At 34.6% G+C, this 13,814-nt stretch carries 13 protein-coding genes and 1 other RNA gene; 9 read left to right on the top strand and 5 right to left on the bottom strand.

Annotated elements, in window-relative coordinates; all coding sequences use genetic code 11:
* The first annotated feature begins 98 nt into the window (after window positions 1-98).
* From BUA71_RS03085 to BUA71_RS03070, 4 genes are all read left to right on the top strand, one after another.
* A complete protein-coding gene (locus BUA71_RS03085) occupies window positions 99-749 on the top strand; it encodes a hypothetical protein (RefSeq protein WP_072876568.1) in 651 nt (216 codons plus the stop codon).
* Entirely contained in the window at window positions 736-1,554 is an 819-nt protein-coding gene (locus tag BUA71_RS03080) for a DUF3822 family protein (protein WP_072876566.1), read from the top strand. The genes BUA71_RS03085 and BUA71_RS03080 overlap by 14 nt, the downstream gene beginning before the upstream one ends.
* On the top strand, window positions 1,551-2,096 hold the full coding sequence (locus BUA71_RS03075; protein ID WP_072876564.1) for an RsmD family RNA methyltransferase: 546 nt from the start codon (window positions 1,551-1,553) through the stop codon (window positions 2,094-2,096). The genes BUA71_RS03080 and BUA71_RS03075 overlap by 4 nt, the downstream gene beginning before the upstream one ends.
* 116 nt (window positions 2,097-2,212) lie before the next feature.
* Window positions 2,213-2,584: a hypothetical protein gene (locus BUA71_RS03070; protein WP_072876562.1), complete on the top strand. Its 372-nt coding sequence runs from the start codon at window positions 2,213-2,215 to the stop codon at window positions 2,582-2,584.
* 182 nt (window positions 2,585-2,766) lie between these two features.
* Here the strand turns inward: BUA71_RS03070 and rnpB are convergent.
* Window positions 2,767-3,103: RNase P RNA component class A (gene rnpB / locus BUA71_RS03065), an RNA gene on the bottom strand.
* 210 nt (window positions 3,104-3,313) lie between these two features.
* On the opposite strand from rnpB, the gene BUA71_RS03060 reads away from it, so the two are divergent.
* Window positions 3,314-5,125, top strand: coding sequence for an SLC13 family permease (locus tag BUA71_RS03060; protein ID WP_072876560.1), 1,812 nt, complete (start codon window positions 3,314-3,316; stop codon window positions 5,123-5,125).
* Between the two features lie 83 nt (window positions 5,126-5,208).
* Complete coding sequence (locus BUA71_RS03055) at window positions 5,209-6,447, top strand: glycosyltransferase (protein ID WP_072876558.1); 1,239 nt, start codon at window positions 5,209-5,211, stop codon at window positions 6,445-6,447.
* Between the two features lie 163 nt (window positions 6,448-6,610).
* Here the strand turns inward: BUA71_RS03055 and BUA71_RS03050 are convergent, their stop codons facing one another.
* Window positions 6,611-7,942 (bottom strand): aspartate kinase, encoded by a 1,332-nt coding sequence (locus BUA71_RS03050; RefSeq protein ID WP_072876556.1) that lies wholly within the window; start codon window positions 7,940-7,942, stop codon window positions 6,611-6,613.
* A 270-nt stretch (window positions 7,943-8,212) separates the two neighbouring features.
* Here BUA71_RS03050 and BUA71_RS03045 point away from each other — a divergent pair, with 270 nt between their 5' ends.
* Entirely contained in the window at window positions 8,213-8,857 is a 645-nt protein-coding gene (locus BUA71_RS03045) for a hypothetical protein (RefSeq protein WP_072876554.1), read from the top strand.
* A 33-nt stretch (window positions 8,858-8,890) separates the two neighbouring features.
* Here the strand turns inward: BUA71_RS03045 and BUA71_RS03040 are convergent, their stop codons facing one another.
* The 3 genes from BUA71_RS03040 to BUA71_RS03030 form a co-directional block, all read right to left on the bottom strand.
* The gene (locus BUA71_RS03040; protein ID WP_072876552.1) at window positions 8,891-9,769 is read right to left on the bottom strand and encodes an SMP-30/gluconolactonase/LRE family protein; all 879 of its coding nucleotides are present in this window, start codon (window positions 9,767-9,769) and stop codon (window positions 8,891-8,893) included.
* 277 nt (window positions 9,770-10,046) lie between these two features.
* Window positions 10,047-11,120 carry a transporter substrate-binding domain-containing protein gene (locus BUA71_RS03035; protein ID WP_072876550.1) on the bottom strand — a complete coding sequence of 358 codons (1,074 nt, stop codon included), beginning with the start codon at window positions 11,118-11,120 and terminating at the stop codon, window positions 10,047-10,049.
* Between the two features lie 14 nt (window positions 11,121-11,134).
* A complete protein-coding gene (locus tag BUA71_RS03030; RefSeq protein ID WP_072876548.1) occupies window positions 11,135-11,566 on the bottom strand; it encodes a 3D domain-containing protein in 432 nt (143 codons plus the stop codon).
* A 659-nt stretch (window positions 11,567-12,225) separates the two neighbouring features.
* On the opposite strand from BUA71_RS03030, the gene BUA71_RS03025 reads away from it, so the two are divergent.
* A complete protein-coding gene (locus BUA71_RS03025) occupies window positions 12,226-12,657 on the top strand; it encodes an FKBP-type peptidyl-prolyl cis-trans isomerase (RefSeq protein ID WP_072876546.1) in 432 nt (143 codons plus the stop codon).
* Between the two features lie 174 nt (window positions 12,658-12,831).
* Window positions 12,832-13,242, top strand: coding sequence for an OsmC family protein (locus tag BUA71_RS03020; protein ID WP_072876544.1), 411 nt, complete (start codon window positions 12,832-12,834; stop codon window positions 13,240-13,242).
* Window positions 13,243-13,814 lie beyond the last annotated feature (572 nt).

Here is a 13,814-nt window from a genome sequence, read left to right as displayed (position 1 = left end):
AATATAGGGAGGGATTTTTAGGGTAGAAACTTTTCCGAATAAAAAAAAATTGTAGATTTGTCGTGAACACAGTAATTTTAAAATAAAACTTAGAAAGCATGAGACTTGCCATTCAATTACTTCTTTGGGTAGTGATTATTTTTTTAGCCTACCTTACTTTTAATGCCGTTTATGAACCTATTCAGTTTAACAAAGTTAAAGAAAAGCGTTATGCGAAGGTAGTTGAAAATTTAAAGCATATTCGTAAAGCAGAACTCGCCCACAAAGAGATTATTGGAAAGTTTGAGGATGATTTCGATAAGCTTGTTGGTTTTATTGACACTGCAGAATTTGCAATCACCGAGCGTAGAGACACTACAGTATTGGATGAAGAATACAAAAAGCAGTATGGTGTAGATGAATATATTGAAAAGGTAATTGTAGATACACTAGGCTTCGTTCCTGTTAAAGATTCTTTATTTCAGGGAAATCGTAAGATTTATGAAAATATGATTCAGGTACCTATCGATGAAGTTGATGCTAAATTCGATTTACAAGCGGGTACGGTTAGAAAAGGAAATAGTGATATTCCCGTGTTTAGAGCTCGAGTACCAAAGAGTGTGGTATTGCAAGGCCTAAGCAAAGACTTAATCTTACAGCAAAATGAAGTACAATCTGTAGATGATATAAATGGCCGTTATATATATGTTGGTTCTATGGAAGAAGTAAATACTAAAGGAAACTGGCCAACCCAATATGGTGACGAGTAAGACTAAAGTAGAGAAAGATTTAGAATTGTCCATTCAGGTTAGCCTGGATGGACTTTCTTTTTGTACTCGTAATCCAAAGGAGAATGCGTTAACTCATTATCATAAAATTAAATTTGAGCAACAGCTCGACCCCATAAAGCTTCTGGAGGAAATTGAAGCAATTTTTGAAAAGGAAACAGTATTTCAACAGGTTAACCATTTAAAGCTCATTTTCGACCATTCTTTATACAGCTTCGTTCCAAAAACGCTTTTTAAGGAAGAAAACGCTTCAGATTATTTAAAGTTCAATACTAAAATACTGCAAACCGATTTTATTGCCAATGAGGAAATAGGCAATACCGGCATCGTGAATATTTATATTCCCTATACCAATATTATTAATTTCTTTTTTGAAAAATTTGGGGAGTTCGAATATCAGCACCTTACGAGTATTCTTACCAAAACATTGTTATCATATACAACAAATACAGAACCTCAGGTGTATGCCCACGTAAAAGATAAGGAATTTGACTTACTGGTTTTAGAAAGCGAAAAAGTACTATTGTGTAATACTTTTCAATTTAACGAAAAGGAAGATTTTTTATATTATCTTTTGTTCACTGCGGAACAATTAAATTTAGACCCGCAAAATTTTCAGTTATATTTACTTGGTGCAATTGACGATTCATCCCCCCTTTACAAGATCGCTTATACCTATATTAGAAATATTGACTTTCTAAAAACTAATTTTAGCTTTAAAAGAAAGAAGGAAAGCGAAAAAATAAATTTTTTGGAAGAATTCATACTACTAAAATCATTTGAATGAGAATAATTTCGGGAACACACAAAGGAAAAAGATTGTTAGCACCAAAAAAATTACCGGTTCGCCCTACGACTGATATGGCCAAGGAGGCTTTATTCAATATTCTAAATAACACCCATAATTTTCCTCAACTAAGTGTAATAGATCTTTTTGCCGGTACAGGAAACATCTCCTACGAATTTGCTTCCCGGGGCAGTAAACAGCTCACGGCTATAGACGCCCATTACGATTGCGTAAAATATATAAAAAAGATTTCCAGGGAATTAGACCTGGATATTAATACAATTAAAAGCGATGTTTTTAAATTTTTAGAGAAAACCTCTCTAAAAGCAGATATTGTTTTTGCCGATCCGCCTTATAATTTTGAATTAAAATATTTTAAAGAAATAAGTGAGCTGGTTTTTGATAGACAATTGTTAAATACTGGAGGTCAATTAATTATTGAACATTCCAAACATACAGATTTATCAAATTTCACTAACTTTATATCATGTCGCAGGTATGGAAACGCTGTATTTAGCTTTTTTGAAACTTCTGAAGATTAAATAATAAGTTTAGTTTAGAGTCGGCATTAAAACTTCTACATTCTAAAGAATTTATGGATGCAGAATAATCTACTGGGAATTGTATAAACACTTTTCGCAGGTTAAAAGGAAATAGGATGACGGCGCATATAAAAACAGTCGAGCTCAATCATATTATTTTAAAATTTCACGATTACTATGTTGTTGGTGAAATTTTAGAAGATGTAGTTTTTGACGGCTCTAAAGTAGATGAGGTAGTGGAGATTTGTAAACAGGTTTTTAAAGGAGAACGCTTTGTTTATATTTCTGATAGAAAAAACAATTACAACGTAAATCCTGTAATGTATTTTGACCTCATCCATGTTAAAAACCTTGCTGGAATTGCAATAGTGAGTCAACGATTTGAAGCTTTAAAAATAGCAAATTTTGAAAAACAGTTTTCACCGGTACCCTTTAAAATTTTTACCGATATGGAACAAGCAGCAACCTGGGCGAAAAGTGTGTTGTAAACCTTATGTTGATTTGCTGATGAGGTGATATGTTGATGTGGTAATTGAAAAATGAGGTAATTTGAAGATTTTTCAATTTATAGATTAATCTATGCGTTAAAGATTTCCGAAAGCAAAATACCTGGTTACCCAAGCCTTGGAACGCCCAAGTTTCAGGTCGATTCTCGATTCTAGAATAAAAAATAAAAAGCAGGCCTGTAAGCCGGATTCTGTTCTTTCTAATTTCTTAGAAAGCCCCTATCATTTATCTGAAGTTTTTGTTACCAAAAACCTTTAGCTGCCTACCCTCCGGTAGCAAACGGGCAGTTTGCAGGCACCGGTTTACGTGACATTGCACCACATAGAGTTTACCTGATTTCACTACAGCATTACCTGTACATTCTTTCTGTTGCACTGGTCCTAATCCCATCCCCTTAATTGTCGGAACGGGAAACGGTGGGCGTTACCCACTATGTCGCCCTTTGGTGTCCGGACTTTCCTCTACTAATTTGCATTAGCAGCGATAAGGCGGCCTGCTTAAGACAAAGATAAGTTTTTAGAACGCGATTTTATTAAAACTTTTTGCATTTTATACAATATTTTATGGAAAGCGAATTATAACCATCATGGGACAATCACATAATGATGCTGAAGATTTAAAACTAATTCCCCAATCAAAATTTTATTCTCGTATCTTGCATGTATAATCTATGCATCTTTTAAAAGATTTACAAATTACAGATTTAAAGCATGACTTTCGAAATTGCTATACTCTTTTGCATTCTGGTTGTAGTCATTGTGCTTTTTGCCCTGGAAGTGTTTCCGGTAGATAAAATAGCATTTTTTATCCTGGCTGCCTTATTACTTACAAACCTGGTAAGTCCAGAGGAAGCCATTTCTGGTTTTTCCAGCCCCGCTACTATTACCGTTTTAGCCCTTATGATCCTTGCCCTGGGATTGGAAGCAAACGGGGTAATAGATTGGCTTACCGGCGGACTAAAAAAATTAAAAAACCTACCTGTTTACTTAATGATTCCTGTCTTTATGTTTATTGCGGGCAGCATTTCTGCATTTATAAACACCACGGCAGTGGTCATTGTTTTTATTAAAATAATCAATGAACTTTCTTCAAAATATGATATTCCCAATTCAAAATTATTGCTACCCATTTCTTTCGCCGGGATCATTGGTGGTAGCTGTACACTTATGGGAACTTCTACCAACCTTATTGTAAATGCAGTTGCAGTAGAAAGAGGAATAGAACGTTTTACCTTTTTTGAATTTACCTGGTATGGAGTGATCTTCCTCTTTATAACAATCGCAGTGGTAAGTCTTTTATACCGCTTTTTGCCCAACAAAAATAAAAATGAAATTAGCGAGGATTATAATTTAGACGAATTCATTACTAAGGTAATTATCAATAAAGACAGTGAGGTTATTGGTAAAAGTATTGGAGAAACTTTTTTGAATAAAAATGAGGAGCTGGAGGTTTTAAAATTAAAGCGCAATGGCATCATTAACGACCACCCGGGACAATTTACCGGCTTACAGGAAAACGACCAACTATTGCTTCGCTCCAACCTTAAAAACCTAATTAAATTAAGGGAAGCTAAAGGTTTTATCGTGATTAAAGGTGAAGATAACAAAAAATTAACCGAGCCTATAACCGATGCCGATGAGTTGGAGAAAAACGTACAACTGGTTGAGATTTTAATGCTTCCCAATTCACCTTTAATAGGTAAAAGCATCAAGACTGTTGGATGGTATGATCTACACGGTGCTATGCCCCTGGCGATAAGAAAACGCCGAAACTTAAGAAACCCCGGCAGACGTATTTTCAACAAAGAAAATGATGAAATAGAACTTCGGGTTGGGGATAGATTGTTGGTTGAAGTAACCGAAAGCAGTTTGGCAGAGCTTCAAAAAATAGAAAATATCACTATCTTAAGGCAACATCAAAAAGTAGAGATAAGCACGCCGTTAAAGAAATACCTCTCGCTTGGTATTTTACTGCTGGTTATAGGACTTTCGGCATTTTCAATTTTTCCTATTTTAAAAAGTGCCTTAATTGGTTGTTTTCTTATGCTCTTTACAAAATGCATTGATCTCGGGAAGATTTATGCACAGGTAAACTGGCAAATAATATTTTTATTGGCCGGGATGATTCCGCTGGGAGTAGCCATGAATAATACAGGAGCAGATTTATGGATTTCAGAACAATTGCTTAAACTATTTGAAAATCAGCATCAAGTGATTATTATAGGAATTCTATTTCTGGTGACCATGATTTTAAGCGGTTTTATCTCAAATAATGCCACCGCTATCATTATTGCTCCCATCGCTATAAGTATTGCCGCAAGTATGCAAATGGACGCCAAACCCTTTATTTTATCGGTGCTATTTGCTTCAAATTTTAGTTTTTTTACCCCGGTAGGCTACCAAACTAATACCATAATCTATGGAATGGGGATTTATCGCTTTAAGCACTTTTTTGTTATTGGTGGCATCGTTTCCCTGGTCCTTTGGGTAACCGCTTCCCTCCTGCTCTCGGGTAGTTTCTAATTTCTAGAGTATGTTCACTTTCTTAAGGCAAAGTTTTGAGTATTAGGAATGCAGTTTAATTTCAGGTATTTTTGAAAAAAAAGATGTCGCGTCTACTCGTTATCGGTTGTGTTTGGCCAGAGCCTAATTCTTCTGCTGCAGGCAGCCGAATGTTTCAATTACTACAGTTTTTTAAAGCCGAAAATTATGAGATTACTTTTGTAAGTGCCGCTGCTCGCAGTGAATTTGCCATTGATTTAGCTAAATTAAATATTGCTTCGGAAGTGGTAAAACTGAACCATCCTTCCTTTGATGAATTCCTAAAAAACCAACAACCCAGACTCGTGCTTTTTGATCGGTTTATGACCGAGGAACAATTTGGATGGCGGGTAGATAAGTTTGCCCCGGAAGCCGTTAAAATTTTAGATACCGAAGACCTCCACTTTTTGCGAAAAACACGCACTGAAGCTTATAAAAAAAATATACCTGCCAAAAACTTATATTTCGATTCCGATGTTACCAAAAGAGAGATTGCCAGTATTTACCGCTGTGACCTAAGTTTGATTATTTCTGAAGTTGAAATGGAATTGTTACAAGATTCCTTTAATATTCCCGGTCAATTGCTCCATTACCTGCCTTTTCTTTTAGATCCTATTTCCGAAGATAAAATAGCTGAGCTACCGCAATTTGAAGAACGGAAAAACTTTATAAGTATTGGTAATTTTCTGCACGAGCCCAACTGGAATGCAGTTTTGCAGCTAAAAGAAAATATTTGGCCTTTAATTAGAGAAAAGTTGTCTTCAACTCAATTACATATTTATGGTGCTTATCCTTCTCAAAAAGTATGGAACCTGCACAACGAAAAAGATGGATTTATTGTAAAAGGTCGCGCCGGGGATGCTGAAAAATTGATGCAGCAAACCAGGCTTTGCCTTGCTCCTATTCAATTTGGGGCGGGATTAAAAGGAAAACTTATCCAGGCAATGCAATTCGGTACACCTTCTATCACTTCTACAGTAGGAAGCGAAGGTATCGCCGGAAAATTAGACTGGAACGGAAGTATTTGCAATACCCCGGAAGATTTTGCAATGGCCGCAGTGAAATTATACACTGATAAAGACAGCTGGAATGAAGCCAATAAAAATGGATATAAAATAATTAACTCTAGATTTAACAAAAACAGTCATTCAGCAACTTTTTCAGATAAAATAAACACGCTTATCGCTAATCTTACCGAAAGAAGACAACAAAATTTTATTGGAAAAATACTGCAACACCACCAGCATCGCAGCACCTATTTTATGGCAAAATTTATTGAAGAAAAAGAGCGGAAAAAGCTTTAAAACAAACAACCTCAGGGCAACGAGGTATTATAAAGGAGGTTTACTGTTGAAGAGCCATCGGCACGGAGTCTTTAAATCTCTATTATCGAGAAAAAACCGCCAACAAAAACATTGTTGACGGTTCACTACACAAAAAGAACAGTTACCTGTTCACAAACAGAAATCAAACAAATTCATACTCCTTTTCAAAAAGCTTTCTATTTAAAGCCTGCAAGGTTTGTATTTTATTTTCGGTGGCTACCAAAAGGGAAATGTTGTTAGCGCTGCCACCATAAGAAATCATGCGCACCGGGATATCATTGAGTAATTCGAATAACCGGCTGGTATCTTTGTCTTCAATAAGCCCCTCGCCTACTATACAAATTATACTATGATCTTTTTCTACCGTTATTTCGCCACACACGTTTAGTTCTGCCAGTATTTTATCTAAATTCTTAGTATTATCTATAGTTAATGAGATAGCAATTTCTGAAGTAGTGATCATATCAATAGCAGTTTCATAAGTATCGAAAACCTCGAATATTTTCTTTAGAAATCCATGTGCCATCAACATTCGGTTAGACTTAATCTTTATGGCGGTAATTCCATCTTTAGCCGATATTGCTTTTAGGCCGCGAGAATGGATTTCCGAAGAAATTTTCGTTCCGGGAAGTTCTGGCGTAAAAGTATTTTTTAGGAATAATGGAATCTGCTTCTTAATAACCGGAGAGATTGTTTGCGGATGTAAAATTTTCGCACCAAAATAAGCCAGCTCGGCTGCCTCTTCAAAACTTAATTCTGCCAGGGCGTGCGTGTTTTCTACATAACGCGGATCGTTATTATGAAAACCATCAATATCGGTCCAAATTTGCGCTTCTGAAGCTTCTAAAGCCGCAGCTAAAATCGTGGCACTATAATCACTGCCACCTCTATTTAGGGTACTTACGCTACCGTTGCCGTCAATTCTTACAAAACCCTGGGTGATATATATGTCGGGTTGTTGTAAGCCTGCTGTACTTTCTCTAAATTTCTTTCCTACCAAGCCAGTATCCGGATTTTCTAAGTTTGCGACGTGCATAAAATCTTTGGCATCTAAAAGCTTGTTTTCCATATCGCAAGATGTTAAAAAACCAGAAAAAACAGTGGTTAACATACGTTCTCCGGTAGTAACCACCTTGGCATACACCGTTTCAGAGTAATTGCGCTTACTTATTTCCCTTAATTCGTTGAGAATATTTTGAACCAATTCTTTAGTACTTACATTCAGCGCTTCGTCCTGGATTAATGCGTCTATAGTTGAATCATGTTTGTATTTTAATTCAGCAATAATTTCAGCAATTTCTGTATTATTTTTTGCTTCAATCATTTTTGTAAGTTCTACCAGTTTATTGGTTACCCCGGCCATCGCCGAAAGTACCAATACTTTTTTCCCTGTTTTGGCCTTTAAAATATTTTTTACATTTACAATGCTTGCTACAGATCCTACAGATGTTCCTCCAAATTTTAATACTTTCATCCTTAACTATTTACTCGATACTCGAAATTTAAAAGCTTTGTCCCGATAGCTATCGAGATGCCGCGAAACCAAAATATTATTAATATAAAACCTCGTGGCCCTGCACCGAGGTGTTTTTCTTACTTAATGAAATCCAGGAAAAAATTGATTGCTTTACTTAAAACTGAATCGCCAATAATTTTACCTATGCATATTTAGAATTTAAGCTTCTTGTTACAAAAATTATCTGCTATTTTATATACATTTGCACAAAATGTATAATAATTAACAATGAAGACGATTACAACTTGTGTTCACGATATTATAAAACATCAACCTTTTTTAGATGACGCTATTGCGCGTGATATTGTGAACTTTAGCGGTCTGGCGGCCGATATTCAACCGCAAGTAGAAGAGGAAATGCGTAAACCGGTAAAACAAGGTTCCATTATTATGGCATTGCGCAGATATGCACCAAAGCGAACTAAAATAAATATGCGGGATCTTAGGGAATTGGGAGATATTGTGGTGCGTTCTGGAATTACAGAATATACTTTTTTAAATTCTAATACTATTATTGCCAGTAAAGCCAAGCTATTGGAAGCTGTAAAAGAACAGACCGGTGTTTATCTCAATTACTCAAGTAATTACCAGGAAAGTAATATTTTAGTTTCTTCCAGTTTAACAGATTTAGTGGAAGACTGTTTTAGAAGTGAGCGACGTGTAACCATCAAGGAAGAATTATCTTCAATTACTATAGCACTTCCCAAAGACAGTTCTCAATTTGTGGGATTGTATTTTTACATCTTTAAGTTACTGGCTTACGAGGGAATTCCTGTTTTTGAGATGATTTCTACTTCCAACTATTTCGCTTTGTTTCTGGAAAAACAATATGTGAACCAGGCATTTTTGTTAATTAATGAAATAAAAAAATAGTGTTTTAGGTTTAATTGAATAATTAATAACCGATTATTTTTGCAATTGATACCACCAAAGCTCATTTTGGTGGTTCATAGGTAAAATAAGCTGGTTGCTATCTGGAAGGAATAAAATATCACCCGCACTTTTTTCTGAAGTCAGTACTTCCTGCAAGTCACCATTCTTCCCAGCGAGATAAATTGTACCGGTAGCCCAGTCTGAAATATAAAAGGCTTCTTTACCTACGGGCTGGATACCGTCTAAATTTCCAATGCCTTTTTTAGATATCTTCGTGATCTCGCGGAATTCAATTGCGACCTTTAAAAGGCTTCCTTTACCATTTTCACCCCAGGCCGCGACATATAAATCTTTGTTTCGAGCAAAGAGACCATTGGGATATTGCAGTCTTTTACTATCTAAATATTCCACAATTTCCGTCTCCTGCTCCTCTGGCACCATCATTTCAGTAGCAGGTGAAGAAATCATATAAATCGCACTTCTACCAGAATCGGAGATAAAAATATTACCATCCTCGTCTATGGTGATATCATTTAGAGACACTGCTCCTTCTACGGCTATTCTTTCTATAATCCTGGCATCGCCAATAGCTATTCTAATCAACTCGGTATTATTTGTAACATACAGCGTGTCCTCTTTAATGAGCATACCTTTGGGATCTTTTAAGCCCGTAATCCATTTGAGCTTAATAATTTCACCTTCTTTGGAAACTTTTGAAATAAACCCATCGCCGTCACTATCCTCCGCCATATTAGTAACAAAATAAACATCATTAGCTTTGTGATAAATCACAGATTCAGGATGGCTAAATCCGCTTATTTTTTTGATTAGCGTTGCCGGGTTGCGTTGTGCAAAGCTGCCTGCGCTTATTAATAAAAAGAAAATAAATATTCTGAAGGAAAAAGTTTTCATGATTTTTTACGTGTTGATTCTTCTAAAGATACAAAAAAACTAAGTTACCTTCTCCTCCTATCTTTTTAAGAGATTACCTTCGATAATATTTTAAATTTTTGGTCTAAAAAAATGATTCCGTTACTTAAAACATAGTTGTTTATAACCTCGAAAAACTTGTTTGAAAAACAAAAAAGCTTAATCCTTCTATTATTAGCGAATTAAGCTTTTTGAAAATATATGCAAAATTAGAGTTTTAGTTCCCCATACCTATTTGGTAAAAAAATAATCTACTTACTTACTTTTCACTGTCTTTCACAACATTATTCCATTCCATTGTTTTTAGCACACTTATAAGCACGGGATTAATTTTATCTACTAATTCTGATTTTTTAGGAAAACTGTATGCGAAATAGTCTTTTTTTAGACTTCGTGTAGAGACCCCAATTTCATCTTCCAGTCCCCTGCGCTCTATTTCGAAATTTAGAATTGGCTCGTCATAAACAAAAACATCGGTTTGTTCATTTTCCACTAGAGCGATTCCCTCTTTTTCATTCTCTACTACATTATGCTTAATATTATAGAGGTCCAGTAATTCTTCAGCACTACTACTTTTTACAGAAGTCACTTTAAAATTAGAAAGATCCTGAATGCCGCCTATTTCGTCATTCATAGTTTGCACGGTTAAAGAAGAAGCGATCCCGGCCGTTAAACTGGAAATAATGATAATGGCCATAAACATCCAAATAAAACCAATAATTCTTCCACCGGTAGTTTGGGGGGATTTATCTCCATATCCCACGGTAGTCATGGTCACAGCACTCCACCAAAACCCTTCCAGGATTCCGCGTTTACCACCACCAAATTCTTCTGGGTTCTTTTTGCGCTCAAAGATCCAAACCAAAAATCCAAAAACTAAAATTACAGCCATTAAAACCAGTATAGCCGATATAAACTTCCAGCTCACAATGTTCTTAATATAGCCCAAAATTTGAGACCCCGTTTTCTTGGCCAGGGAAGTATCAGAAATATAGTACGGTTGGGAAAATGTCATACGTACCATACGATTATTAGTCACCGTTACAGGGTTTATGCTAAAATCTACTTCGTTGTTTTCCACCCCTTTAAGCAAAGCACCCAAAGTTTCATATTCCTTATAATCATATTCCAGGTCTAGCTCATCATTTACCAATTCCCAGGAATCTACACTCAACCCCCTATAGCCGTCATTTGCAGAAATAATAAAAGGAGGTGTTGGTGTCACACCAATAACTACCTTATTGGGTAAATTGAGGCTATCTACACTCTCCTGGCCAATAAAAGTAAAACTGCTAAGTAATATAGTTATAAGTAATACGTATTTCTTCATCATTTTAAAATGTGTTTTTATTGTTTTATTTTAGAAATTGAATCTTTAGACTTTGCAAAATATATTTCTAATTGCTTTCTACCAAATTCTCTTGCCCGCTCTACATCCTGTCCCATATAAATATCTATTTTATTCGTCCAGCGATAATGCATTTTATCTTTTACCTTAAATATACTATCAAAACCTTCAATCTTTACCAAGGTATTGTGCTCAAGCCCTTTGGGAATTAAATCTCTGGAAACAGCTATCGCTTTCATACCCGGTTTTAACGTATCACCCCAGGCGGTAATATTGGCGCCACCCGCACCCGTTTGCCATTTTACAGAATTGTATGCCGAAACTTCTACATTTAAAGTATCCCAATCTATTTTAGGTGCTTCCCGATCCTTATTGAAATTACAGGAGGAGAAAAATATAATGAGGATTAAAAGAATACTAGAAGATCGCATGAAATCGTTTTTTTATTTTCAAATTTATTCTTCGTGCACAAGGTTAGGTTTGAAATATAGAGTTAAACGTTATTTATCGTTCTATTAATTTTTCAATTAAAATATAAACATCATCTATTATAATGATATTATGTAGTTTAATACACATAGCATAAACCCATAATTTAACTACAAAACAAATCCTAAAAGAAAATATTATACTGAGGTATTTAACCTAAAACCTTTTTCTCCAGATCCTGGAACTCATTTAAACATGGATTAAACGTTTTTTGTTTATGCACATTTTTTATTCTTATATAGCGGTGCTATAAAGTCAGCAAAGTATTCAAATGAAAAAATTGCTAATTTTTCCTGGAATTAAAATTTAATCCATTATTTCCGTGGTATTTCAAATTGCGGTTTTATTAATTAAATTCTCTAAAATTTACGTTAATAGTACCAGTTATTAGAATAATTTCTACAATTTAAATAATTAAGCCTGTGGTTATCAATATCTTATTAAGAATAAAAAAGTATTTTAAAAATGTTAATTTTTATTTAAGATTTTGGGATTGTGACGAGTATTGTTTGGCAGGGCATTTAATAACTGTACATTTGCAGCCTTTAAAGGGCTGAGCCTTAAAAACTACAGTCCATTTTTAAATTTGAAAAACAAAATTATGAGTCAAGTAAAAGAGAATGACACGGTAAAGGTACATTATACAGGAAAACTGGCAGATGGACAGGTTTTTGACAGCTCTGTAGAAAGAGGCGAGCCTATAGAGTTTACTATGGGACAGGGTCAACTTATTCCTGGTTTTGAAAAAGGCCTTATCGATATGAAGGTGAATGAGAAGAAAACTGTAAATATTTCCAAAAAAGAAGCTTACGGTGAGCCAAGAGAAGAATTGATCCAGGAAGTACAAAAAAGTCAACTTCCAGAAGAAATCAAGCCAGAAGTAGGTATGGGTCTTGTTTCTAAAAGTCCAGATGGACAGGAAATGAATCTTGTTGTTAAAGATGTGAAGGAAGATACTATTGTTGTAGATGGTAACCACCCACTTGCAGGAAAAGACCTGGTATTTGATCTTGAAGTAGTAGAGATTAAGTAAAAAGAACAATATAATTTCTGAAAAGTCCGGAGTGAAAACTTCGGACTTTTTTTATTGCCGAATTACTGTATTAATAAAATACTCAAGACTTTTTAAAGGGTTAAGGTTTTTCTAAAAATTTTCCAGGTAAACAATTGGTTTGTAAATTACATTAGAACTAAAAAAACTTATATCATGATTAGAAAAGCAAGTGCCGAGTGGAAAGGCAATCTTAAAGAAGGAGAAGGCAATTTAAGTACCGAAAGCAAGGTTTTAAGCAAAACTCAATATTCCTATAATACCCGCTTCGAAAACGGAAACGGCTCAAACCCTGAAGAATTAATTGGCGCAGCTCACGCCGGTTGTTTCACTATGCAGCTCTCTGCTAATTTAAGTGAAGCAGGTTTTGAACCAGAAAATCTGGAAACCCAAGCCGAAATTACTTTTGAAGATGGAAAAGTGTCACAATCTAACTTAATCCTAACTGCAAAAGTACCCGGAATTGAGCGTTCAAAATTTGAAGAAATTGCAAACGAGGCAAAAGAAAACTGCCCTATCTCAAGGTTACTTGATACTAAAATTACTTTAGATGCTAAACTCCTATAAGGACTAAAAGTATTTAAATAAATTTGAACCCGTCTTGTACGGGTTTTTTTATACCCATTAACAGCACCCCTTTAAAGCATAAATTTCATATTATTCTATAGCGTATGAAAAATGAAATTTATTCAAAACTGTCTTTCATCTCCTCTAAGCGATATTTATTTCGAGAAAAAATTCTTCCTAAAAATAATTTCAGAAACAAAAATTTCTGTTTTTAATTCAAAAATTCAATTAAAAAAGCTGTTGCTTCAAATTTAATTACATTAAACATATTATTTAAATAATATAATGTTTTATACTGTATATAAATGCATTACAACATAATGTTTTCCGTAAAATGTCACTTTTAATTTTAAAATTTATTTATTAACTAAAAAAAATTATAAAATCATAATCCAGTTTTAAATTTTAAAAATATCCAACTTTTCCGGAAATAAATTCGAATTGTTTTTATGGGTATTTCAATCCAAATTGATTAAGAAATCTTGATATAAGATTAATTTGAAGCTTTTATCGAATTAGTTTCTTAAAATTAATTAGTAATTTCAGCGCTTCAAGAAAAATTAAATTCAGCA

The organism is Salegentibacter echinorum (assembly GCF_900129445.1).
Classification (GTDB): domain Bacteria; phylum Bacteroidota; class Bacteroidia; order Flavobacteriales; family Flavobacteriaceae; genus Salegentibacter; species Salegentibacter echinorum.
Note: the sequence above shows the minus strand (reverse complement) of the source record. Positions and strands in the feature narration are given on the sequence as shown.